Below are 22,086 nucleotides of genomic sequence, written 5' to 3'. Positions count from 1 at the left end.
GCTTGTCGTAACACCCTGCCCGCCCCAGCCCCCGCCCCCACCACACCCGCTTCTCCTTAAGAACATTTGGGCGACCCCTTTCGTCCCGAATGAGTCATTCGCGACGTCCGCAAGCGCCCACACCGGCGGCCGCCGGGAGCACAACGTCCCCTTCGGACGTTGTGCCCGGTATGGGATCAGGGGACTGGGTGGAACGACCGCTGGTCGGCACCGAGAGCGTGACGCCGGCCGAGCTGTACGAACAGGGGAAGCGGCTCCGGGAGAAGACGCCGGCCGCGGTGCACGACCACGCGGCGGCCGCGAAAGACCGGCCGAGCGCAAAACAGTACTTCGAGGCCACCAGCGCCGGGCGGTTGCCGGAGCTGACCGAACTGCGGCGGGAACGCATGCTCGCCTCGCCGTTCACCTTCTTCCGCGGCGCGGCCGGGCTGATGGGCGCCGACCTCGCCGGCACGCCGTCGTCCGGCGTTGCCGCGCAGCTCTGCGGCGACGCGCACGCCGCGAACTTCGGGCTCTACGGCACGCCCGAGGGCAAGATCGTGATGGACATCAACGACTTCGACGAGACGGTGCCGGGCCCGTGGGAGTGGGACCTCAAGCGGCTCGCGGCCAGCCTCGTGCTCGCCGGCCGCGAAGGCGGCATCCGCGAATCGGGCTGCCGCGAGGCCGCCGAAGACGCCGTGAAGTCCTACCGCCGGACGATCCGCGCGCTGGCCGAGCTGCCGTTCTTGCGAAGCTGGAACGCGCTGCCGGACTCGTCCGTGCTGTCGAAGGCGCGGGCCGACGAGCTGATCGACGACTTCGCCGACGCGGCCGAGAAAGCGCGCAAGAACGATCACGCGAAGGTCTCGGCGCGGTGGACCGAGCGCGTCGACGACCACGAGACCGGCCTGGCCCGCCACCGGTTCGTCGCGGACCCGCCGGTGCTGACCCACGTCGACGAGCGGACGGCCGAGGCCGTCGCGGCCGGCCTGGCGTCCTATGTGGACACGCTGCGCGAGTCGCGGCGCACGCTCATCGCGCGCTACCGGCTCGCCGACGTCGCCTTCCGGGTGGTCGGCACGGGCAGCGTCGGGCTGCGCAGTTACGTCGCCCTGCTGCACGGCAACGACGACGAAGACCTGGTGCTGCAGGTGAAACAGGCGCAGCGGCCCGCGCTGGCGCCGTACCTGGACCTGCCGGAGGCCGCCCACGAAGGGCAGCGCATCGTCGACGGCGCCCGGCTGGTGCAGGCGGAGACGGACATCCTGCTCGGCTGGACCACGATCGACGGCGTCCCGTTCATCGTCCGCCAGTTCCGCAACCTCAAGGGCGACATCGACCCGGCGGAACTGGAGAAGGACCACCTCGACGACTACGGCCGGCTGGCCGGGGCGCTGCTCGCCCGCGCCCACACGCGATCGCTGCACCCGAAGCTCCTGTCCGGCTACTTCGCCGACGACTCGGAGCTCGACGAGGTGATGGGTGCATATGCCGTGCGGTACGCCGACCAGACGGAGGCCGACCACGCCGCCTTCTCCCGCAACTGACGGACAGGGTGCGGGTCAACACTGGAGATCGACTTCCCCGCCGTGCTACATGTGCCCGATCAGGTGACGGCGAGGAGGAGACGGCGTGGCGGATCTCAAGCGGCGGTCGGTGCTCACGGGAGCGGTCGCGACGGCACTGGCGGCCACGGCGGCACCCGCACTGGCGGCTCCCCCGCGGCGGGCGTTCCGGCTGGGCGTCAACTACACGCCGTCGACGCGCTGGTTCCACATGTGGGAGGACTGGCGCGAGGCCGACCTGCGCCGCGACCTCGACGACATCGCCGCGCTCGGGCTCGACCACATCCGGATCATGCTGCTGTGGTCGGCCTTCCAGCCGGAACCGGCGTTGGTGAGCGGCGAAAAGCTCGACCGGCTGCACCGGTTCCTCGACCTCGCGGACGCGGCCGGGCTGGACGTCGAGGTCACCGTGTTCAACGGCCACATCTCGGCCCGCTACTGGACGCCGAACTGGCTGCAGACGAAGCCGAAGCCGGTCAACTGGTTCACCGACCCGGCGGCCCTCGACGCGCAGCGGACGCTGGTGCGGGCCCTCGCCGAACGGATCGGGCGGCACCCGCGCTTCCTCGGCTTCGACCTGTCGAACGAGCCGTACTACTACTGGGACGACTTCGCCGGCCTGTTCGTCACCCAGGCCCAGGCCGACACGTGGGCGCGCACGCTGTGTGCCACCGCCGAAGAAGCAGCCCCCGGCAAGGCGCACACGGTCGGCTGCGACCGGGCACCGTGGGACAACGGCACCTACTTCACCCGCCCCGGGCTCGCGGACGCGGGCTCCGTGGTGGCGATCCACCCGTGGACGTCGTTCTCGGGCACGCTCGAGACGGACCCCCTCGGCGCGGTCGCGACGCACAACGCGGAGCGGCTGATCCAGGTGGCCCAGGCGTACGCGACGGACCCGGCGCGCCGCGTCTGGATCCAGGAGGACGGCGCGGCACCGTCGATCCACTTCAGCGAGGCGACCCGCCCCCAGTACGGCGAGTGGCTGTCCCGGTCGATCCGCAACGCGGCCTCCTGCGCCCACACCCTGGGCTTCACGTGGTGGTGCTCCCACGACGTGAACCCGGCGCTGGTCCCGAACCTGAACCCGCTGGAGTACGACCTCGGGCTGTACACGAACGACCGCAAGCTGAAGCCCGCCGGTCAGGCGCTGAAGAACCTGGTGGCCGAGTTCGACCGGACGCCACCGCAGCCGGCCCCGCGCACAGCGGCGATCGTGATCCCGGACCTCTTCCCGACGTGGGGCAACGACCGGTTCTTCAAGCTGGCGGCCGAGGGGAAGCGGGTGGCGTTCGTGCTGCAGAGCCGCGCTTGGGACGCGAACCACCTGAAGCAGCGCGGTATCACCGAGCTCATCCGGCTGTGACCAGTTCGGCGACGTCCGCCGCGCACCCCCAGGCCAAGGTGATCCCCGCTCCGCCGTGGCCGTAGCAGTGCACCACGTCGCCCTCCCGCTCCAGCCGCACCTCGCGCCGGGACGGGCGCAGCCCCACCAGCGACCGCAGCACCTCCGCGCCCGCCAACCGCGGTTCCAGCTCGCGGGCGCGGCGCAGGATGTCCGCCGTCACGGCCGGGTTCGGGTCGGTGTCGGCGCGGCCCAGCTCCTCCGTTCCGCCGCACACCACGTGGTCTCCGTGCGGGATCACGTACGTGATGCCCGGGCCCGTCCCGTCGACCACGAACTCCGGCAGGCCCGGGTCGGGCACGTGCACGACCTGGCCGCCGACCGGGACCATCGACCGGTCGCCCGCCAGCGCGCCCGCGCCGAGACCGGCCGCGTTGACCACGACGTCCGCGCCGAGGCCGGAAAGTGACGTCAGGGACCGGTACTCGACCCGCACGCCCAGCGCGTCCACCCCGGCGAGCAGCCAGTCCAGGTACACCGGCGTGTCGACCACCGCCGTCGTGAACTCGACGCGGTCGCCGTCGCGGACCGCGGCCTCCACCGCCGGGAGCCACTGCGGGTCCGGTGTGCCCGCCGGCAGCAGGACCCGGCCGCGGCGGAACCGCACGCCCGGTGCGTCCTGCCCGCGGAACACCGCGACGCTCGCCGCGGTCCACCGCGCGATCCGCTCGTCCGGACCACGGCCCGGCGGGTACACCACCCCGCCCGCGACGGCGGACGTCGACTCCGCCGGCGGGGCCGCCGCCACGACCGTGACGTCGTGGCCCGCCTCCGCCAGCCGGTACGCACTGCTCAGCCCGACGATCCCGGCCCCGGCGACTGTCACCCGCATCCCCGCATCGTGACGCACCCGCGGCTCCCGGCGGGTCCCGGGGGCCCGGCTACCCTCGCGCGGGTGAGGACGATCCGGGTGCCGGCCGCCGTCTGCGGCCTGCTCGCGCTGCTGCTGGGCCTGCCGTTCGCCGGCGGGACGACCCCCGGGGCGGTCGACGACGACGCCGCCCGGGCCGTCGCGCACCTGAGCCCCGGCGTGCTGCGGGCGCTGGTCCTCCCGACCGAGCCGTACGTCGTGCTCGCGCTGGGCCTGCTCGCGGTCTTCCTGTGCCTGCGCGCCGGACGGCGGCTGGAGGCCACGCTCGCGCTCGCCGTGCCGGTGCTGGCCATCCTGCTGAACACCTGGCTGCTGAAACCGCTGTACGACCGGTGGAAGAACGACACCCTGGTCTACCCGAGCGGCCACACGGTGAGCCTGGTGGCGGTGCTGACGGTGCTCGTCCTGGTCACCCGCCGGGTCGTCGTGGCCGTGCTGGCCGCGGTGGCGCTGCTCGCCGCCGCGGCGGGGCTCGTCGGCATGGGCTACCACTACCTCACCGACGTCGTCGGCGGCACGCTCTTCGCCGTCGCGGTGGTGCTGTTCAGCTGGCCGGCACCGCGTCCCGCGCCAGCGCCGTCAACCGGCTGACCGCGCGCAGGTACTTCTTGCGGTAGCCGCCGTTCACCATCTCCTCGGTGAACAGCGACCGCAGCGGCTCGCCCGACACGACGAGCGGGATGGCCCGGTCGTAGAGCCGGTCGGCGAAGGCGACCAGCCGCAGGCCCACGTTCTGGTCCGGCGCCGGGTGAATGCCGCGCAGGTGCACGCGGGTGACGTCGTCGAGCAGCCGGCCGTAGCGCGACGGGTGCAGTTCCGCCAGGTGCGCGCACAGCGCGTCGAAGTCGTCCACAGTGGACCCTTCGTGCGCGGCGGCCGACGCCTCCAGCTCCGCCGGCGAGACGGGCGGCGGCGCGTCCGGCAGGCCGCGGTGCCGGTAGTCCGGGCCGTCGACGCGCACCACGCCGAAGCGGGCCGACAGCGTCTGGATCTCGCGCAGGAAGTCCTCGGCGGCGAACCGGCCCTCGCCCAGCTTCTCCGGCAGGGTGTTCGACGTCGCCGCGATGAACACCCCGGCGTCCATCAGCTCCTGCAGCAGGCGGGTGACCAGCGTGGTGTCGCCCGGGTCGTCCAGCTCGAACTCGTCGATGGCCAGGATCCGGTGCTCCGACAACCGCCGCACGGCCTCGGCGAAGCCCAGCGCGCCGACGAGGTGGGTCAGCTCGACGAAGGTGCCGTACGCCTTGGGCGACGGCGCGGCGTGCCACGTCGAGGCGAGCAGGTGGGTCTTGCCGACGCCGAACCCACCGTCGAGGTAGAGCCCCATCGGCCCGGCCGGCTCCGACGATCCGCCGAAGAGCCTGAACCGCTTCTTCTCCCGGCGCGCCCCCACCTTCGCCGCGAACGCCGAGCACGCCTCGACCGCGGCGGCCTGGCTGGGCTCGTCCGGGTTGGGCAGGTAGGTGTCGAACCGCACGGCGCCGAAGCGCGGCGGCGGCACGAGCGCGCCGATCAGCTCGTCGGCGGACAGCTCGGGACGGCGGCCGGTCAGGTGCGCGGGCATGGTCGCAGAGCCTATCCGCGCCCCGGGTACCGCTGACCGGGCATATCCCCCGGTAGAGACCTGTTTCACGTCCGTGCTGGGATGATCACGTGCGGAGTGTGTGGCCTGAATCGACGGGCGAGCTGACGGCGACGGACCTCGAGGAGATCTACGCCTACCCGGCCGGCCTGTCGAGACCCTGGGTGCAGGTCAACTTCGTCGCGTCCGCGGACGGCGCCGTCGAGATCGACACCACCTCGGCGGGACTCTCGCACGCTGCCGACCGCAAGGTCTTCCTGCTCGGCCGGGACCTCGCCGACGTCATCCTGGTCGGCGCCGGGACCGCCCGCGCCGAGAACTACCGCGGGGTCGTCGCGGGCGCGAAACGCCTGGAGCGCCGACGCCGGCTCGGGTTCGCCGGTGTCCCGCCGATCGCCGTGGTGACGCGCACCGCCGAGCTGGACCCGGCTTCCCGGCTGTTCACCGAAACCGCCGTTCCCCCGATCGTGGTCACCACGGACACCGCCGACACGCGCGCCCTCGAAGCCGCCGGGGCCGAGGTCCTGCGGGCAGGTGCCGGCGACGTCGACCTCGCGCTGGCCCTCGACCTGCTGGCCGCCCGCGGCCTGCGCCGGGTCGATTGCGAAGGCGGCCCCGGTCTCTTCGCCCGGCTCGTCGCCGCCGATCTCGTCGACCAGCTGTGCCTGACCGTCGCGCCGCTGCTGGTGGCCGGGACCGCGGGCCGGATCGCCGCGGGGGCCGCGCCCGCCGTGCCGCGCCGGCTCGCCCTGGCTTCGATCCTGGTCGAGGACGGCTTCACGCTCCTGCGCTACCGCCGGGACGCCGGGTGAGCGACGACACCGAGCTCCTCGCCCGGGCCGCGGGCGGCGACCACACCGCGTTCGGCGCGCTGGTGCGGGAACACACGCCCCGGATGTACCGGGTCGCGCTGCGGATCACCGGCAGCGCGGCCGAGGCCGAGGACGTCGTGCAGGAGGCGTGGCTGGCCGCGTGGCGGTCGCTGGCCGGGTTCCGGCAGGAGTCGGCGGTGTCGACGTGGCTCTACCGCGTCGTCACCAACAGCGCGCTCGCCGTGCTGCGCCGCCGCCGTCCGACGGTCTCGCTCGACGCCCCCGATCCGCAGTCCACTGTGGACAGCGCACTGCTGGCCGCGGCGGTGCCCGGCCCCGAAGGCCGCGTCGTGCGCGCCGAAGAGGTGGACGCGGTGCTGCGGGCGGTCGGCCGGCTGGAGGTGTCCCAGCGCGTCCCGCTCGTGCTGCGCGAACTGGAGGGGCTGAGCTACGAAGAGGTCGCCGACGTGCTCGACGTGAACGTCGGCGCCTTGCGTTCCCGGCTGCACCGGGCCAGGGTGGCGCTGCTCGCCGAGTTGAGGGAGCGGTGATGGCCGAGCGCGAGGATCCCGAGTCCGACCCCCGCTGGGACGCCGTGCGCGCCGCGGCCCGGCGCCGGGTGCCCACCCCGCCCGGCCTGGTCGAACGCGTGCTGCGGGCCGTCGCCCGCGGCCGCCGGACGGCGGTGGAGGTACCCGGCGAGTCCGGCCGGCTGCGCGTCGCCGGGGACGTCGTCGACCGGCTGGCCCGGACGATCGCCGCGGACCGGGCCGCGTTCGGCGTGCGGATCTCGGCCGTCGCCGTCGAGGACGACGTCGTGCAGGTGCTGGTTTCGGTCCGGTTCGGCATCATCGCCGACGCCGCCGCCGAAGCGCTCCGGCGGGAGATCACTGCCGGGCTGGCCCGGCAGCTGGGGGTCGCCCCGGTGGTGAACGTGCACGTCGTGGACGTCCACCCGGGGTGAGATTACCCCGATCGGGGGACCTTGCGTGAGGGTTTCGCGCCGCCGGGCATCGTATGGGCGAGAACCCGCCGAGAGGAGCCCGCAAGCATGCACCCGGAACGGACCGAAAGCCCCGGCACGGTGACGCCGCTCAACGAAGAGGGCACCGCCGGCCGCACCACGATCTCGTCGCTGGTCGTGCAGAAGATCGCCGGCCTGTCCGCCCGCGAAGTCGCCGGCGTGCACACGCTGGGCGGCGGCGGGGTGTCCCGCGCGATCGGCGCGCTGCGCGAGCGCATCCCCGGCTCCGGCACGGTCACCACCACCGGCGTGTCGGTGGAGGTCGGCGAGAAGCAGACCGCGATCGACCTCGACGTCGTCGTCGAGTACGGCGCGCGCATCACCGACGTCGCCCGCGCGGTGCGGCGCAACGTGATCACCGCGGTCGAGCAGATCACCGGCCTCGAGGTGATCGAGGTGAACATCGCGGTCAACGACATCTTCCTGCCGGGAGAAGAAGAACCCGAGTCCACGCGGGTGGAATGACCGGGGCGACGCGGGTTCGCCCCCGCTGCGGCGTCATGAATGACTCATTCATGACGTCCGACGCCAGGAATGAGTCATTCACTGCGTCCCCAGCCACCCCGTCCAAGGAGGACATGTGAACGCAACGCAGACCGGGCTCCTGGCCGGGCTGATCCTCGGCCTCGCCGCGACCCAGGGCTTCACCGCGTTCCTGGTGACCCTGGCCGTCGGGATCATCGGCCTCGTCGCCGGCCGGGTCCTCGACGGCGAACTCGACCTCGGCGAGCTGTTCGGCAAGGGCCGCGACAAGTGAGCCCCGCCCTGGACGTGCCGCGCGAGCTCGCCGAACCGGCCGAGCGCGGCACCCTCACCATCGGGCACGCCGTGGTCCGCAAGGTCGCCCAGCACGCGGCCGGCCAGGTGCCCGGCACCACCCGGAACGGCAAGACCGGGCCGAAGGCCAAGGTCGGCGGCCACGACAACGACGTCGACCTCGCGCTCGACCTGGCCCTGCGCTACCCCGCGGCGGTCCGCGCGGTCGTCGGCGACGTGCGCGAGAAGGTCACCGAAGAGGTCGAGCTGCTCACCGGCTACCGCGTGCGGACCCTGGCCGTGACGGTGTCCGCGCTGCTACCGGACGTCGCACCGAGGGTGCGGTAGCCGTGCGCCCGTTCGTCCGCATCCTCGCTACCCTGCTCGGCCTGGCCTTCGCCGCGGCCGGCGCCCTGCTGGCCCTCGAAGTCGGCTGGCACTGGTGGCGTCCGGGCTCGGCGCCGCTGCTGGTCCCGTGGCCGCGCTGGCAGGCCGGCCTGGCGTCGCTGGGCTGGGACGCCTACGCGGTGCGCGTCGGGGCCGGCGTGCTGGCCGCCGCGGGCCTGGTCCTGGTGGTGTGCGCGCTCGCCGCCGGCAACCGCGCCGTCCGGCTGACCGACCCGGCCGGGGACGTGAGCGTCTCGACGTCACCGCGGTCGCTGGCCCGGCTGGTCGGGTTGACCGTGCGCGCGCAGGACAACGTCGCGGGCGCGTCGGTCACCGCGAGCGCCCGCCGCATCCGCGTCCGCGCGAAGAGCACCCTCGAGACCGAAGGCGAGCTGCGGCCGCGCCTGCTCGCCACGGTGTCGGCGCTGCTGGACGAGCTCCCGCTGGTGCGGCGGCCGAAGGTGTCGGTCGTCGTCGACTCGCCGAAGGACCGCCGATGAGCAAGACGATCGCCGCGAAGGCCCTCTCCCGGTCGTACACCGGCGAACGCACGCTGACGTTCCTCGTCGGGCTGCTCGCCTTCCTGGGCGGGGCGCTGGCCCTGGTGGTCGGCCTCGGCGGGCTCGGCGAATTCCGCGGCCGCCGCCCGCTCCTGGACCCCATCGCCGTGACCTGGCTCGGCGAGCACGCGACCCCGGCGCGCGTCGCCGCGATCGTGCTCGGGGTGCTGCTGTTCGTCCTCGGGCTGCGGTGGGCACTGCGTTCGCTGCGCCCGGAACCACGGCCCGACCTCGACCTCGACCGCACCGAAGGCGCGGAACTGGTGGTCACCGCGGCCGCGATCGCCGGCGCGGTCCAGGCCGACGCGGAGCAGCTCGACGGCGTCGGCCGGGCCCGCGTCCGCGCGGTCGGCTCGCGCACTTCGCCGGCGTTGCGGATCACCCTGTGGCTGCGCGAAGGCACGGACCTCAAGCGGGTGTGGTCGGACCTCGACACGCGCGTGCTGACCCGCGCCCGCGAATCGCTCGGCCTGGCGTCTCTGCCCACGGCGGTCCGCCTGGAACTCGACACGGGCCCGGCCAAACGCGTGCGCTGAGCCGGGGTTTTGCGCAGAATGCGGGGCATGCCCCTACCGCTGAAGCCGCCGCTGAAGCCGATGCTCGCCAAGCCCGCCAAGGCCATCCCCGACTCCGGGGGCCTGCTGTTCGAACCGAAGTGGGACGGCTTCCGCTGCATCGTCTTCCGCGACGGCGACGAGCTGTACCTGCAGTCGCGCGCGGAAAAGCCGCTCAACCGGTACTTCCCGGAGGCCGTCGCGCGGCTGCTGGACACCCTGCCACCGCGGGTCGTGCTCGACGGTGAGCTCGTCGTCGCGCGGGCCGGGCGGCTGAACTTCGATGCCCTCACCGAACGCATCCACCCCGCCGAAAGCCGGATCACGCTGCTGGCCGCCGAACAGCCCGCCGAGTTCGTCGCCTTCGACGTCCTCGCCCTGGAGGACGACCTGCTGCTCGACGAACCGACGTCCGTCCGCCGCGAACGCCTCGTCGAGCTGGCCGGCGACCGGTTCCCGCTCACCCCGGCGACCACCGATCCCGGCACCGCACGCCACTGGTTCGAGCTGTTCGAGGGCGCCGGCCTCGACGGCGTCATCGGCAAGCCCCTCGACGAGCCCTACACCCCCGGCAAACGCGTCATGCTCAAGTACAAGCACGTGCGCACCGCCGACTGCGTCCTCGCCGGGCTGCGCTGGCACGTCGACGGCGCCCCGGGTGAGCTCGTCGGCTCCTTCCTGCTCGGCCTGCACGACGAAAAGGGCGTGCTCCACCACGTCGGCACCATCGGCTCGTTCCCCAAGGACCGCCGCCGCGAGCTCGCCGAGGAACTGGCCCCCCTGATCACCGACGGCGAGGACCACCCGTGGGGCGGCCGGGCCACCGGCGAAGCCCAGCGCATCCCGGGCGGCATCACCCGCTGGCGCGCCACCGAGCACGAATGGGTGCCGCTGCGGCCCGAGCGCGTCGTCGAGGCCGCCTACGAGAACACCGAAGGCGGCATGCCGTCGCGGTTCCGGCACAACGCGCGGTTCAAGCGCTGGCGGCCCGACCGCGAACCCGCGTCGTGCGACTACAGCCAGCTCGAGGAGCCGGCCCGCTACGACCTCGACGCCGTCTTCCGCGGCCAGGTGGTCCGGACCCGCTAACCCGCGTCCCACACCGGCCGTGCGAAGCTCGGCCTGCCCCTTGATCGACGTTCGACGTGAGGACACCGCCCGTGCGCCGCCGCCGTACCCGTCTCCTGGCCGCGCTGCTCGCCCTGACCGCCGCCGCGGGCTGCGCCGCGGGGCCGTCGGTGCGCCCGGCGCTGGTCGAGAACGACGGGAAGACGACCGGCGGCACGCCGGCCCGGGCGCCCGGGGTCCCCCTGCCGCCGCTGGGCGAACCGCAGTCGCCGGCGCTGAAGTGGGCCGACTGCGACGACGACACCCGCCAGCGCATCGGCACCCCCGGCGTCCCGGACGGCCTGCACTTCACCTGCGCCCGCGTCACCGCGCCGCTCGACGCCCCGGGCGAGCCGCGGCGCTCGCTGGTGCGGCTGCTGGCGCTGAAGGTCGGCAGCGGGCCGGTGCCGCTGGTCGTGGTCAACGACGTCGACGGCGACCCGGGCACCGTGTACGCCGCGCGGCTGGCCGCGACGCTGCCGCCCGCGTTCCTGGAAAAGTTCTCGCTGATCGGCCTGGACCGGCGCGGCACCGGGCTCTCCGGCGCCGCCCAGTGCGTCCCCGCCGACATCCGGCACGACCTCGTCGACGCCGACCCGGTGCAGGGCGGCCTCGGCGACGTGCTGGACGCGGCCCGCAAGGCCGGCCAGCAGTGCGCCATCGAGCTGGACGACACCCAGACCGCGCTGGACAGCTGGCGCGGCGCGGGCGACCTCGACGAGCTGCGCAAGCAACTCGGCATGGAGCGGCTCGACGCGCTCGGCCACGGCGACGGCTCGAAGGTGCTGGCCGAGTACGCGGTGCGCTTCCCCGGCCAGGTCGGGCGCATGGTCCTCGACGGCGTGCCGGACCCGGGCACCGACACGGCCGCGGTCCTCGACGCGGTCGCCGCCGGCGCGCAGTCCACATTGGACGCTTTCGCGACGGACTGCGCGTCGCGGCACTGCGCCCTCGGCGACCCGAAAGCGGCGCTGGCCGCGCTCACCGACCAGCTGCGGCGCGCCCCGGCGTCGATCGACGACGACGTCGCGTTCGGCCCGGGTGTCGCGATGTACGCCGTCTACACGGGACTTTCGCAGCGCTCGCGGTGGCCGGAGCTGGCCGACGCGATCACCGCGGCGCGCTCCGGGGACATCGGCCCCCTCTCGGCGTTCGCCGCGCCGGTGCTGCACGACTCGCGCGCCCAGCCGTCCCGGATCGACGCCACGATCGCCACCCGCTGCAACGACAGCCAGACCCGGCTCTCGGCCGATCAGCTCGACCAGGTCGTGGCCGGGATGCGCGGCAAGTACCCGCAGTTCGGCGCGGTCATCGCCCAGCAGCTGGCCTGGTGCGGCCCGTGGCCGGTGCGCACCGAGCCGCTGCCGGCGCCGGGCGCGCCCGGCGCCCCGCCGATCCTGGTCGCGGCCACCGCGACGGACCCGATCACGCCCCAGGTCGGCAGCACCCGCGCGGCCGACCAGATGCCGTCCGCGGTGACGATCACCTGGCAGGGCGCGGGCCACGGCGCCCTCGGCGTCTCCCCCTGCGTCACCGACGCGGCCCGCGCCTTCCTGGTCGACGGCAAGATCCCGGCCGACGGCACCCTCTGCCCCGCCTGACCGTGTGCCCGAAGGGGCATCTCACGTGCTCAGAAGGGACACACGCGTGATTGGAGGGGCATCGCGATGATGCCCCTCCAATCACGCGAGATGCCCCTCCAGTCACGCGAGATGCCCGCCCCATCACGCGAGATGCCCCTCCAGTCACGCGAGATGCCCCTCCAGTCACGCGGGATCCGGGTTAGCGGGCGGTGTTGAGGCGGGCGGCCTGGCGGGTGAGGTGGTCGACTTCGGGGAGACTGGCGGCCTTGGCCGCCGCCTCGGCGTAGAGCTTCGCCGCCGTCTCCAGGTCGCCGTCGCGCTCGTGGAGGTAGGCCGACACCGCGGTGTGGCGCGGGACCGTCTCCTCCACTTCCGCGAGCGCCGCCAGGCCGGCCCGCGGTCCGTCCGCCTCGCCGACGGCGACCGCGCGGTTGAGCCGCACGACCGGGCTGCCGGTCAGCCGGACGAGCTCGTCGTACCACTCGACGATCTGCACCCAGTCGGTCTCCGCGGCCTCCTGCGCGTCGGCGTGCAGGGCCGCGATGGCCGCCTGGGCCTGGAACTCGCCCAGCCGGTCGCGGGACAGGGCCCGCTGCAGGACGGCCACCCCTTCGGTGATCAGCGCGGTGTCCCACCGGGACCGGTCCTGCTCGGCCAGCGGGACCAGGCTGCCGCCGTCGGTCGTCCGGGAGGCGCGCCGGGCGTGGTGCAGCAGCATGAGCGCGAGCAGCCCCGCCACCTCCGGGTGGTCGATGGACGCCGCGAGCTGCCGGGTCAGCCGGATCGCTTCGGCGGCGAGGTCGACGTCCCCGGAGTACCCCTCGTTGAAGACCAGGTACAGGACGCGCAGCACGGTGGCGACGTCGCCGGGCTGGTCGAACCGCACCCCCGCCACGGTCCGCTTGGCGCGGCTGATGCGCTGCGCCATGGTCGCCTCGGGCACCAGGTACGCCTGCGCGATCTGCCGCGTCGTCAGCCCCCCGACGGCCCGCAGCGTGAGCGCGACCGCCGACGACGGCGTCAGCGACGGGTGCGCGCACAGGAAGTACAGCTGGAGCGTGTCGTCCACGGCCGCCGCGGGCCCGGGCGCCACCTCGGTGTCGACGACGTCCTCGCGCTTGCGGCGGGCGGCGTCCGCCCGGGTCGCGTCGAGGAACTTGCGCCACGCCACGGTGACCAGCCAGCCCTTCGGATCCCGCGGCGCCTCGGCCGGCCAGACGCGCAGCGCCTCGACGAGCGCCTCCTGGACGGCGTCCTCGGCCGCCGCGAACTCGGCTCCGCGGCGGACGAGGACGCCCAGGACACCCGGGGTGAGGCTCCGGAGCAGGGCTTCGTCCACGGCTCAGCCGATCCGCTCGGCCAGCTCGACGATGATCCCCTCGGGCCCGCGGACGTAGCAGAGCTTGAAGCTGTCCTCGTACCGCACCACCTCGCCGACGAGCTCGGCGCCGTGCGGCCGCAGCCGCTCCAGGACCCCCTCGATGTCCGCCACCTCGAACAGGACGTGCCGCAGGCCGGGCGCGTTCGCCGGCGCCTCCGGGTCCCCCGCGGGGCTCGACGGCGTCCGGTACCGGATCAGCTCCAGCTTCCCGTGGCCGTCCGGCGTCCGCATCATCACCAGGTCCGACCGGACGCCGGGCAGCCCGACGATCCGGTCGACCGCCCGGCCCCCGACCTCCCCTTCCCCCTCCACCTCGAGCCCGAGCTCGGCGAAGTACGCCTTCGCCGCCTCGAGGTCCCCGACAACGATGCCGACGTGCTCCAGCCGTGGCAGAACCATCGTGCTCCCCGTCATTCCGTGATGGTCGGCGGCGCGGCCAGGAACGGGCGCAGCTCGAGCCACTCGTGGATCGGTTCCCCCTTCGGGCCGGGCGCGGCCGACAGCTCCGCGGCCAGTTCGAGGGCGCGTTCGTAGCTGTCGACGTCGATCACCGTCCAGCCGGCGATGAGGTCCTTGGTCTCGGGGAACGGCCCGTCGGTGACCGGCGGCCGTCCTTCGCCGTCGTAGCGGACGAACGTCCCTTCCGGGGCGAGCGCCTGGTGCTCGACGAACTCGCCGGTGGCCACGAGCTTGTCCCCGAAGTCCTGCATGTACTGGATGTGCGCCGCGATCTCTTCCGGCGTCCACTGGTCGATGGAGGTGTCGCAGTTCGCCGGGGCCGGCGCGCCGCGGTAGTGCTTCAGCAGCAGGTACTTGGCCATCGTGGTGCTCCCTCGGTGTGTGGCGACCCATTCTGGCCGCTTCCACCCCGGGGACGGAGCCGGTTCCGGCGTTTCGACATCGCCGGAGAAGATTTTTGTGGCCGCCCACCATAGGCGGCCACAACGGGCCCTACTGGCGGTAGGACTCCACCTCGGACACCGGGCGGGCCGCGGCGTCGTCCGGGTTCTCGTGGAACTCCGTCTTCGCGCGCCGCTGCCGCAGCAGGTCCCAGCACTGGTCGAGCTGCTGCTCGACCGCGGTGAGGCGGTCCTTGTCGCCGCCGCTCAGCCCCACGCCGACCGAGCGCGACCGGAGCTCGTGCTCCTCCGCGATCAGCTCGTCGATCCGGCCCAGGATCTCACCGTCGGCCATCTGTTCCTCCTCTTCGCGGGTACTCGCGATCAGACGCTACCCCGGCCCCGGGAATTCCCGCCGCGCCCGGATCGTTGACCAGGGCATGAGCACCGTTGAGCTGACTGCCGAGAACTTCGACCAGACGGTTACCGACAACGAGTTCGTCCTGATCGACTTCTGGGCGAGCTGGTGCGGGCCGTGCCGCCAGTTCGCGCCGGTCTACGAAAAGGCCTCCGAGAAGCACGAGGACATCGTCTTCGCGAGCGTCGACACCGAAGCGCAGCAGCAGCTCGCGGCCGCTTTCGACGTCCGCTCGATCCCGACGCTGGCCATCATCCGGGACAAGACGCTGATCTACGCCCAGCCCGGCGCGCTCCCCGAGCCCGCCCTCGAAGATCTCATCAAGCAGGCTCGCGAGGTCGACATGGACGAGGTCAAGCGCAAGGCCGCCGAAGCCGAGGCCGAACAGGCCTGACCACCACCACATGACGAAGGCCGCCCCGCGGGGCGGCCTTCGTCATGTCTCAGGACCGGGTGGCGAGCCCGCGCAGGAAGAACGCCAGGTTCGCCGGGCGCTCGGCCAGCCGCCGCATGAAGTAGCCGTACCATTCGTCGCCGTAAGGCACGTAGACGCGCATGCGCGTCCCCGAAGCCGCGATGCGCGCCTGCTCCTCCGGCCGGACGCCGTAGAGCATCTGGAACTCGTGGTCGTCGTCCGTGCGGCCGTGCTCCTCGGCCAGCGCGGCGGCGATCTCGATCATCCGCGGGTCGTGCGAAGCGACCATCGGGTAGCCCTCGCCCGCCATCAGGACACGCAGGCAGCGGACGTAGGACTTGTCCACTTCGGACTTCTCCGGGAACGCCACCGACTCCGGCTCGGCGTACGCGCCCTTGCACAGCCGCACGCGCGACCCGGGCCCCGCCAGCTCCCGGCAGTCCTGCTCGGTGCGGCGCAGGTAGGCCTGCAGGACCGCGCCCACCCACGGGTACTCGCCGCGCAGCTCGCGCAGGATGCCGAGCGTCGAGTCCGTGGTGGTGTGGTCCTCCATGTCGAGCGTCACGGTGGCCCCGACCGCCTCGGCCGCCGCGCAGATCTTCCGCGCGTTCTCCAAGGCGACGTCCTCGCCGTCCGACGGCAGGAACTGCCCGACCGCCGACAGCTTCACCGAGACGTCCGCACCCTCGGCCAGGCCTTTCGCGGCCAGCGCGGTCAGCACGGCTTCGTAGGCCGCCACGGTCGCCGCCGCCTGCGCGGCGTCGGTGGTGTCCTCGCCCAGGTGGTCGAGGGTGATCCGGCGGCCGCCGGTGGCCAGTTCCCCGGCCACGCGGACGGCGTCGGCGGTCTCGGACCCGGCCACGAACCGGCGCACCACGGACCGCGTGGCGGGCACGGCCTCCACGAGCCGCCGGATGCCCTTCGACCGGGCGGCGGCGAGCAACGGGGCACGCAGCATGACGGTCTCCCTCTCAGCCCTGGTGCGGGTAGCGCACGCTGGTCGGCGGCACGAAGGTCTCCTTGATCGAGCGGGGGCTCGTCCAGCGGAGCAGGTTGAAGATCGAGCCGGCCTTGTCGTTGGTGCCCGAGGCCCGCGCTCCGCCGAACGGCTGCTGGCCGACGACGGCGCCGGTCGGCTTGTCGTTGACGTAGAAGTTGCCCGCGGAGAACTTCAGCGCCTCGGACGCCTTCGCGACGGCAGTGCGGTCGGTGGCGATCACCGCGCCGGTCAGCGCGTACGCGGCGGAGGAGTCGATCAGCTTCAGGACGTCGTCGAAGCCGCCGTCCTCGTAGACGTGCACCGAGAGGATCGGGCCGAAGTACTCGGTCGAGAAGATCTCGTGCTTCGGGTTGTCCGAGACGAGGATCGTCGGCTGCACGAAGTACCCGACGCTGTCGTCGGCGGTGCCACCGGTGAGGACCTCGACCGAAGCATCGTTGCGCACGCGGTCGAAGAGGTCCGAGTGCTTGGTGAACGCGCGCCGGTCGATGACCGCGCCGCCGAAGTGCGCCAGGTCGGTGACGTCGCCGTAGGACAGCGCCTCCGTCTCGGCGACCAGGCCGTCCTTCAATTCGTTCCAGACGCTGCGCGGGATGTACGCGCGCGAGGCGGCGGAGCACTTCTGGCCCTGGTACTCGAAAGCGCCACGGACCAGCGCGGTGCGCAGGACGTCGACGTCGGCGGACGGGTGCGCGAGCACGAAGTCCTTGCCGCCGGTCTCGCCGACCAGCCGCGGGTAGCCGCGGTAGCCCGCGATGTTCGCGCCGACCGTGCCCCACAGGTGCTGGAAGGTCGCGGTCGAGCCGGTGAAGTGGATGCCGGCCAGGTCGCGGTGGGTCAGCGCGACCTCGGAGACGGCCTTGCCGTCGCCCGGCAGCAGGTTGATCACGCCCGGCGGCAGGCCCGCTTCTTCGAGCAGCCGCATGGTGAGGTGCGCGGCGAACGACTGCGTCGGCGACGGCTTCCACAGCACGGTGTTGCCCATCAGGGCGGGCGCGGTGGGCAGGTTGCCGGCGATCGCGGTGAAGTTGAACGGCGTGATCGCGTAGACGAAGCCCTCCAGGGGCCGGTGCTCCATCCGGTTCCACACGCCCGGCGAGCTGATCGGCTGCTCGGCGAGGATGCGGCGGCCGAATTCGACGTTGAAGCGCCAGAAGTCGGCGAGCTCGCAGGCGGCGTCGATCTCGGCCTGGGTCGCGGTCTTCGACTGGCCGAGCATGGTGGCGGCGTTCAGCGTGGCACGCCACTTGCCGGTGAGCAGGTCGGCGGCGCGCAGCAGGATCGCGGCACGGTCGTCGTAGGACAGCGCGCGCCATTCCGGGGCGGCCTTCGCGGCGGCCGCGATGGCGTCGGTGGTGTCCTGCTGCGTCGCGCTGTGGATGGTGCCCAGCACGTGCTTGTGGTTGTGCGGCTGGACGACGTCGATCTTCTCGCCGCCGCCGGGGCGCTGCTCGCCGCCGACGGTGACCGTCAGGTCGACCGGTTCCGCCTGGCCCAGCCGCTTCAGCGCACCCTCGAGCTCGGCGCGCTCCGCGCTGCCCGGCGCGTAGGTCAGCACCGGCTCGTTCGTCGGGGCGGGGGTCCGGGTCACGGCGTCCACGGCGGCTCCTCTGCTTTGTGTCCGAGTGCCCCGAACGGTAACTCCGGACACGTGCCCGCGGCTTGTTCGATCGGCTAAAATCGCTCGTGTGATCTTGGCTGATCGGATAACCCGCCGGTGACGCCGCTGCGGCACGTGCTCGCCACCCTCGGGGAGCCGTTGGTCGAGGTCGTCGTGGCACCGCACGGGCTGGGAGTCCCGGTCACCGACGTCGTGATCCTCGACCCCGAAGACCCCCTGGAAGCGTCTCCGGGGGACCTGGTGCTGGTGATCGGCGCCCGCGGCCGGGCCGCGGCTCCGGCCATCCGCGCGGCCGGGCGCGGCGGCGCGGCCGCGGTGGCGGTCAAGGGCGCGACCGGGGCCGACGTCGCCGCGGACGCGGGCGTCGCGCTGCTCACGGTCGGCGCGGAGGCGCGCTGGGAGCAGGTGGAATCGCTGGCCCGTGGAGTCGTCGAGGCGGCGCGCGCGGGCGGGGAGGCGGCCGGCGGCGAGGTGCTCGGCGACCTGTTCGCCCTGGCCCAGACCATCGCGACGCTCACCGGCGGGCTGGTCAGCATCGAGGACACGGCGAACCGGGTCCTCGCGTATTCGCGGGCGGGCGACGAGGTCGACGAGCTGCGGCGGCTGTCGATCCTGGGCCGCGAAGGCCCGGAGCGCTACCTCGCGATGCTCCGCGAATGGGGCGTCTACCAGCGGCTTCGCGCCGGGGAAGGGATCGTCCGGATCGACGAGCGGCCCGAGCTGGGCATCCGCCGCCGCATCGCCGCGGGCATCCACGCGGGCCGGCAGCCGCTCGGCACGATCTGGGTCCAGGAGGGTGCCCAGCCGCTCACCGAACGGGCCGAGACGGCGTTGCTCGGGGCGAGCCGCACCCTGGCGCCCCAGCTGATCCGGGCCCGCACGCTGCCGAGCCCGGAACTGCGGCTGCGCGAAGACCTGCTGGCGAGCCTGCTGGAAGGGCGGCTGGACGCGGAGTCCGTCGCGGACGACATCGGCGCGGATCCAGCCCGGCCGGCGCAGGTCCTGGCGTTCTCGTTGGAGCGCTCGGACAACCGGCAGCTGCGGCGCGCGGAACTGGTGCACCTGATCGCCGTCCACACGGCGGCCTACCGGCGCAGCGCGCTGGTGAGCGTGATCGGCGGCCGCGTCTACGCGCTGCTGCCGGACCTGCCCGAGCACTCCGACGCGGCGGTGCTGGCGCTGGCCCGCGAAATCGCCGCCACCGCCCGCCGGCACCTGGACGTCCCGGTCCGGGCGGCCCTCGGCGGCGTCGTACCCCGCCTGTCGGAGGCGGCGGCGTCCCGCGGCGACGCCGACCGCGTCCTGGCGGCGATGACGCGCGGGCGCTGGGCCGCGGACGTCGCCTCGCTGGCCGACGTCCGCGCCGAGGTGCTGCTGTCGGAGGTGCTGGCCTTCCTGGACGCGCAGCCGCGGATCCGCGACCCGCGGCTGACCACGCTGGTCGAGCACGACACCGAGCACGGCGGCATTCTCGTGCCGGCGGTCCTGGCCTGGTTGAACGCGTTCGGCGACGTCCGCGCGGCGGCCCGGCTGCTGAACATCCACCCGAACACGGTCCGCTACCGGGTCCGCCGCGCGGCCGAGGTGTCCGGCGTCGACTTCGACGACCCCGCGCAGCGCCTGCTTACTCAGCTGCAGCTGAGGCTGTGACCCTGCTAGCTTCGCGCCCGTGGATCTCTTTTCGCGCACGTGGGCGGCGTTGCGTCTGGCGGTCGCTTCCCTTCCTGAGCCGGAGTTCGCGAAGCCGTCGGGCTGCCGGGGCTGGCTGGTCCGGGACCTGGTCTGCCACCTGGTGATCGACGCGCAGGACGTGCTGATCACGCTGGCCACCCCGGCCTCCTCGGCGCTGACGCACGACGCGATCACCTACTGGGCGGTCTCCGATGCGCTTCCGTCCGGCGAAGACCCGCTGTCGGCGCTGATCGTCCGCCTGGCGGCGGCGTACGAGGACCCGGCGCTGCTGAAGTTCCACCTGGACGACGTGGGATCGGCGGCGGGCCGCGCGGCGGACCTCGCGGACCCGGGCACGCGCGTGTCGACGCAGGACATGGTCCTGACCGCGGGCGACTACCTGTCGGCGTACGTGCTGGAGTGGACGTTGCACCACCTCGACCTGGTGGCGAACGTGCCCTCGGCGGCCGGGCCGCCCGCCGAGGGCCTGGCGCGGGCGCGGGTGATGCTGGAGAAGATCGCGGGAGCGGAGTTCCCGCCGTCGTTCTCGGACGAGGACGTCCTGCTGGTGGGGACGGGTCGCCGTGAGCCCTCGGACGCCGAGCGCGAGGCGCTGGGCGGCCTGGCCGCGCGGCTGCCGCTGGTACTCGGGTGATCGTCTGGCTGAACGGCACGTTCGGCGCGGGTGCACGAACACGCCGGGACGCTGGTCATCCCGCAGACCGTCCTGGTCGAGGCGTACGCGCGGGAAATCTTCGACGGCCTGGCCGGCCGCGACGTCCCGGTCGCCCACTTCGTGCGGCACGCCGAGCCGGCCGAGGTGGCGCGCGGCATCGCCGACCGCGCCCGGGACCGGGCGGCGCCGGACTCCCGGCCGGCCACGCGTTCACCAGGCTGAACCGGCCGCGGGCCACCCGGAAACCGGACCACCGGAATACGGCACCGTAATTCTCCGACCCGATATCCGCGAATCAGGAAACCGTCTTACGCGAGCGCGCGCAGTTCGGCCAGCCGGGCCAACGCGGCGAAAGAATCGAGCCGCGCGGATTGGTCGTAGGCGGCCGTCGTGGCGAGGATTTCGTCGGCGCCGGTGACCGCCACCAGCCGCCCCAGCCGGTCCGCCACTTCGGCCGGTGTGCCCGAAGCCTGACCGTCCAAAGTCTCCTCGAGCCGCCGGCGCTCGCGGTCGGTCATCGGCGCCGCGAGGATCTCACCCGGCGGGTCCAGGGGCGGAAAGACGCCGTGGGAGCGCGAATAGACCGTCGCCCAGGCCTCCGAGACGAGCAGGCGCCGCGCGTCGGCCGCCGAGTCCGCCACCGCGATCGCCGTCGACACCACCACGTACGGCTCCAGCGCCCACTCGGACGGCTGAAACCCGTCCCGGTACCGCGTCACGGCTTCGGCCAGGGCACGGTCGCCGCGCACCGGGGCGATCACCAGCGGCAGCCCGAGTTCCGCGGCGAGGTCCGCGCTGGACCCGGTGGCGAGCAGGAACGGCGGCACGCGCAGCCCCTCGGCCGGGTAGGCGTGGACGCCGGGGTAAGCGTGGTCCCCGGTGAAGAACCCGAGCAGCTCGCGAAGCTGGGCGCCAAAGTCGCCGGCATCCTCTTTGCCGTGCCCCAGCGCCGATCGGACGCCGCCGGTGAAGCCGACGGACCGGCCGAGGCCCATGTCGATCCGGCCCGGGTGAAGCGCTTCCAGGACGCCGAACTGCTCCGCCACGACCAGCGGCCGGTGGTTCGGCAGCATCACGCCACCGGTGCCGACGCGGATGCGCGAGGTCGCCCCGGCGACGGCGGCGGCCAGCACGGTCGGCGCGGACCCGGCGACGCCCGGCACGCCGTGGTGCTCGGACACCCAGAACCGGTGGTAGCCCAGCCGTTCGACGCCGGCGGCGAAGGCGACGGTGTCCCGCAGCGCCTGCGCGGGCCCGCGGTCCCGCCGCACGGGCGAACGGTCGAGCACGGAGAACAACGTCACGCGGGGTGCAACGCCGGACGTCCGGCGGGATTCCCGTCAGGGCCGCCAGCGTTCGCTGTACTCCGGGTGGTCGGCGTAGGGCAGGGCCAGCAGGCGCAGCGTGAGGCACCAGTTGGAGCCGGCCTCGTCGGCGGGCACGTGGCAGGTCTCACACCAGTATTCGCTGCCGTAGAGCGGAAAACCGGGGACCTTCTCCGACACCGTCGTGCGATGGGCGAGCAGGATCCGCCGGGTCGCCTCGATCTCGTTGATCATCTGGTTGACCACGTCGAGCTCCAGGTCGGTGAGCCCGCGGATCTTCTGCTCCACGGCGACCTTCGTCTCACCGCGGTTCATCACCTCGCCGGCCTTCGCCTTGTTGACGGCCTGCATGATCAACGCCTGCCGCGCGCCCACGCGCGCCGCGAGGAAAGCGATCAGGTCGTCCACGAACGGCCTCCTTCCTCGGACCCGCCCCCCGAGGGTCCCGGGGAGTCGCCGATCCGGGACCGCACGTTACGCCGTCGGAGACCAAGATCGTGACACGGAGATCGGCCGTGCAACATTTGTGACCCGAAAGGCGACAGCGGGCGC

27 protein-coding genes are annotated in these 22,086 nt (G+C 73.3%); 17 read left to right on the top strand and 10 right to left on the bottom strand.

The annotated features are described in order from the left end of the window. Nucleotides 1-170: 170 nt before the first annotated feature. Both AB0F52_RS36175 and AB0F52_RS36170 read left to right on the top strand, forming a co-directional pair. Entirely contained in the window at nucleotides 171-1,529 is a 1,359-nt protein-coding gene (locus AB0F52_RS36175; RefSeq protein ID WP_360180694.1) for a DUF2252 domain-containing protein, read from the top strand. A gap of 85 nt (nucleotides 1,530-1,614) precedes the next feature. Then, nucleotides 1,615-2,913 (top strand): hypothetical protein, encoded by a 1,299-nt coding sequence (locus AB0F52_RS36170; protein ID WP_360180692.1) that lies wholly within the window; start codon nucleotides 1,615-1,617, stop codon nucleotides 2,911-2,913. On the opposite strand, the gene AB0F52_RS36165 is transcribed toward AB0F52_RS36170, so the two are convergent. After that, nucleotides 2,900-3,784 (bottom strand): FAD-dependent oxidoreductase, encoded by an 885-nt coding sequence (locus AB0F52_RS36165; RefSeq protein WP_360180690.1) that lies wholly within the window; start codon nucleotides 3,782-3,784, stop codon nucleotides 2,900-2,902. The genes AB0F52_RS36170 and AB0F52_RS36165 overlap by 14 nt on opposite strands. 78 nt (nucleotides 3,785-3,862) lie before the next feature. Here AB0F52_RS36165 and AB0F52_RS36160 point away from each other — a divergent pair, with 78 nt between their 5' ends. Continuing rightward, nucleotides 3,863-4,414 carry a phosphatase PAP2 family protein gene (locus tag AB0F52_RS36160; protein WP_360180720.1) on the top strand — a complete coding sequence of 184 codons (552 nt, stop codon included), beginning with the start codon at nucleotides 3,863-3,865 and terminating at the stop codon, nucleotides 4,412-4,414. Here the strand turns inward: AB0F52_RS36160 and zapE are convergent. Next, nucleotides 4,368-5,387 (bottom strand): cell division protein ZapE, encoded by a 1,020-nt coding sequence (gene zapE, locus AB0F52_RS36155; RefSeq protein WP_360180688.1) that lies wholly within the window; start codon nucleotides 5,385-5,387, stop codon nucleotides 4,368-4,370. The two genes, AB0F52_RS36160 and zapE, sit on opposite strands and share 47 nt — an antisense overlap. 89 nt (nucleotides 5,388-5,476) lie before the next feature. Here zapE and AB0F52_RS36150 point away from each other — a divergent pair, with 89 nt between their 5' ends. From AB0F52_RS36150 to AB0F52_RS36105, 10 genes are all read left to right on the top strand, one after another. After that, nucleotides 5,477-6,217: a pyrimidine reductase family protein gene (locus AB0F52_RS36150; RefSeq protein WP_360180687.1), complete on the top strand. Its 741-nt coding sequence runs from the start codon at nucleotides 5,477-5,479 to the stop codon at nucleotides 6,215-6,217. Continuing rightward, nucleotides 6,214-6,768, top strand: coding sequence for a sigma-70 family RNA polymerase sigma factor (locus AB0F52_RS36145; protein WP_360180685.1), 555 nt, complete (start codon nucleotides 6,214-6,216; stop codon nucleotides 6,766-6,768). The genes AB0F52_RS36150 and AB0F52_RS36145 overlap by 4 nt, the downstream gene beginning before the upstream one ends. After that, nucleotides 6,768-7,181 carry a hypothetical protein gene (locus AB0F52_RS36140; protein ID WP_360180683.1) on the top strand — a complete coding sequence of 138 codons (414 nt, stop codon included), beginning with the start codon at nucleotides 6,768-6,770 and terminating at the stop codon, nucleotides 7,179-7,181. The genes AB0F52_RS36145 and AB0F52_RS36140 overlap by 1 nt, the downstream gene beginning before the upstream one ends. 87 nt (nucleotides 7,182-7,268) lie before the next feature. Next, a complete protein-coding gene (locus tag AB0F52_RS36135; RefSeq protein ID WP_360180681.1) occupies nucleotides 7,269-7,706 on the top strand; it encodes an Asp23/Gls24 family envelope stress response protein in 438 nt (145 codons plus the stop codon). Between the two features lie 115 nt (nucleotides 7,707-7,821). Next, the gene (locus AB0F52_RS36130; protein ID WP_013224542.1) at nucleotides 7,822-7,998 is read left to right on the top strand and encodes a hypothetical protein; all 177 of its coding nucleotides are present in this window, start codon (nucleotides 7,822-7,824) and stop codon (nucleotides 7,996-7,998) included. Then, a complete protein-coding gene (locus tag AB0F52_RS36125; RefSeq protein ID WP_103339456.1) occupies nucleotides 7,995-8,345 on the top strand; it encodes an Asp23/Gls24 family envelope stress response protein in 351 nt (116 codons plus the stop codon). The genes AB0F52_RS36130 and AB0F52_RS36125 overlap by 4 nt, the downstream gene beginning before the upstream one ends. Nucleotides 8,346-8,347: 2 nt before the next feature. Beyond that, entirely contained in the window at nucleotides 8,348-8,884 is a 537-nt protein-coding gene (locus AB0F52_RS36120; protein WP_360180679.1) for a DUF6286 domain-containing protein, read from the top strand. Continuing rightward, on the top strand, nucleotides 8,881-9,480 hold the full coding sequence (locus AB0F52_RS36115; protein ID WP_360180677.1) for an alkaline shock response membrane anchor protein AmaP: 600 nt from the start codon (nucleotides 8,881-8,883) through the stop codon (nucleotides 9,478-9,480). Before AB0F52_RS36120 ends, AB0F52_RS36115 begins: the two co-directional genes overlap by 4 nt. A gap of 27 nt (nucleotides 9,481-9,507) precedes the next feature. Continuing rightward, a complete protein-coding gene (locus AB0F52_RS36110) occupies nucleotides 9,508-10,587 on the top strand; it encodes an ATP-dependent DNA ligase (RefSeq protein ID WP_360180675.1) in 1,080 nt (359 codons plus the stop codon). A 71-nt stretch (nucleotides 10,588-10,658) separates the two neighbouring features. Then, nucleotides 10,659-12,206: an alpha/beta hydrolase gene (locus AB0F52_RS36105; RefSeq protein ID WP_360180673.1), complete on the top strand. Its 1,548-nt coding sequence runs from the start codon at nucleotides 10,659-10,661 to the stop codon at nucleotides 12,204-12,206. A gap of 181 nt (nucleotides 12,207-12,387) precedes the next feature. On the opposite strand, the gene AB0F52_RS36100 is transcribed toward AB0F52_RS36105, so the two are convergent. The 4 genes from AB0F52_RS36100 to AB0F52_RS36085 form a co-directional block, all read right to left on the bottom strand. Continuing rightward, nucleotides 12,388-13,527: a DUF6596 domain-containing protein gene (locus AB0F52_RS36100; RefSeq protein WP_360180671.1), complete on the bottom strand. Its 1,140-nt coding sequence runs from the start codon at nucleotides 13,525-13,527 to the stop codon at nucleotides 12,388-12,390. A gap of 3 nt (nucleotides 13,528-13,530) precedes the next feature. Continuing rightward, nucleotides 13,531-13,968, bottom strand: a complete 438-nt coding sequence (locus AB0F52_RS36095; RefSeq protein ID WP_360180669.1) for a VOC family protein — start codon at nucleotides 13,966-13,968, stop codon at nucleotides 13,531-13,533. An 11-nt stretch (nucleotides 13,969-13,979) separates the two neighbouring features. Then, nucleotides 13,980-14,390, bottom strand: coding sequence for a YciI family protein (locus AB0F52_RS36090; protein WP_360180667.1), 411 nt, complete (start codon nucleotides 14,388-14,390; stop codon nucleotides 13,980-13,982). 130 nt (nucleotides 14,391-14,520) lie between these two features. Continuing rightward, complete coding sequence (locus tag AB0F52_RS36085; RefSeq protein WP_003068842.1) at nucleotides 14,521-14,763, bottom strand: DUF2630 family protein; 243 nt, start codon at nucleotides 14,761-14,763, stop codon at nucleotides 14,521-14,523. An 85-nt stretch (nucleotides 14,764-14,848) separates the two neighbouring features. Between AB0F52_RS36085 and trxA the strand changes: the two genes are divergently transcribed. Then, nucleotides 14,849-15,220, top strand: a complete 372-nt coding sequence (trxA, locus tag AB0F52_RS36080; protein WP_103339464.1) for a thioredoxin — start codon at nucleotides 14,849-14,851, stop codon at nucleotides 15,218-15,220. A 49-nt stretch (nucleotides 15,221-15,269) separates the two neighbouring features. Here trxA and AB0F52_RS36075 read toward each other — a convergent pair whose 3' ends face one another. Both AB0F52_RS36075 and pruA read right to left on the bottom strand, forming a co-directional pair. Beyond that, entirely contained in the window at nucleotides 15,270-16,199 is a 930-nt protein-coding gene (locus tag AB0F52_RS36075) for a proline dehydrogenase family protein (RefSeq protein ID WP_360180665.1), read from the bottom strand. Between the two features lie 13 nt (nucleotides 16,200-16,212). Further along, on the bottom strand, nucleotides 16,213-17,841 hold the full coding sequence (gene pruA / locus AB0F52_RS36070) for an L-glutamate gamma-semialdehyde dehydrogenase (RefSeq protein WP_360180663.1): 1,629 nt from the start codon (nucleotides 17,839-17,841) through the stop codon (nucleotides 16,213-16,215). 117 nt (nucleotides 17,842-17,958) lie between these two features. On the opposite strand from pruA, the gene AB0F52_RS36065 reads away from it, so the two are divergent. Genes AB0F52_RS36065 through AB0F52_RS36055 form a run of 3 tightly spaced genes read left to right on the top strand, consistent with a single transcriptional unit; the run spans nucleotide 17,959 to nucleotide 20,431 of the window. Beyond that, the gene (locus tag AB0F52_RS36065; protein WP_360180661.1) at nucleotides 17,959-19,512 is read left to right on the top strand and encodes a helix-turn-helix domain-containing protein; all 1,554 of its coding nucleotides are present in this window, start codon (nucleotides 17,959-17,961) and stop codon (nucleotides 19,510-19,512) included. A 19-nt stretch (nucleotides 19,513-19,531) separates the two neighbouring features. Beyond that, nucleotides 19,532-20,188 carry a maleylpyruvate isomerase N-terminal domain-containing protein gene (locus AB0F52_RS36060; protein WP_360180659.1) on the top strand — a complete coding sequence of 219 codons (657 nt, stop codon included), beginning with the start codon at nucleotides 19,532-19,534 and terminating at the stop codon, nucleotides 20,186-20,188. Nucleotides 20,189-20,218: 30 nt separating this feature from the next. Next, nucleotides 20,219-20,431 carry a hypothetical protein gene (locus AB0F52_RS36055; protein WP_360180657.1) on the top strand — a complete coding sequence of 71 codons (213 nt, stop codon included), beginning with the start codon at nucleotides 20,219-20,221 and terminating at the stop codon, nucleotides 20,429-20,431. 86 nt (nucleotides 20,432-20,517) lie between these two features. Here AB0F52_RS36055 and AB0F52_RS36050 read toward each other — a convergent pair whose 3' ends face one another. Beyond that, nucleotides 20,518-21,513: an LLM class flavin-dependent oxidoreductase gene (locus AB0F52_RS36050; RefSeq protein WP_360180655.1), complete on the bottom strand. Its 996-nt coding sequence runs from the start codon at nucleotides 21,511-21,513 to the stop codon at nucleotides 20,518-20,520. Between the two features lie 36 nt (nucleotides 21,514-21,549). Next, nucleotides 21,550-21,942: a DUF6221 family protein gene (locus AB0F52_RS36045; protein ID WP_013224525.1), complete on the bottom strand. Its 393-nt coding sequence runs from the start codon at nucleotides 21,940-21,942 to the stop codon at nucleotides 21,550-21,552. Nucleotides 21,943-22,086 lie beyond the last annotated feature (144 nt).

Origin of the sequence: Amycolatopsis sp. NPDC024027, assembly GCF_040638975.1 — a bacterium.
Classification (GTDB): domain Bacteria; phylum Actinomycetota; class Actinomycetes; order Mycobacteriales; family Pseudonocardiaceae; genus Amycolatopsis.
The sequence above is the reverse complement of the archived record's forward strand: the minus strand, read 5'-3'. Positions and strand labels throughout refer to the sequence as shown.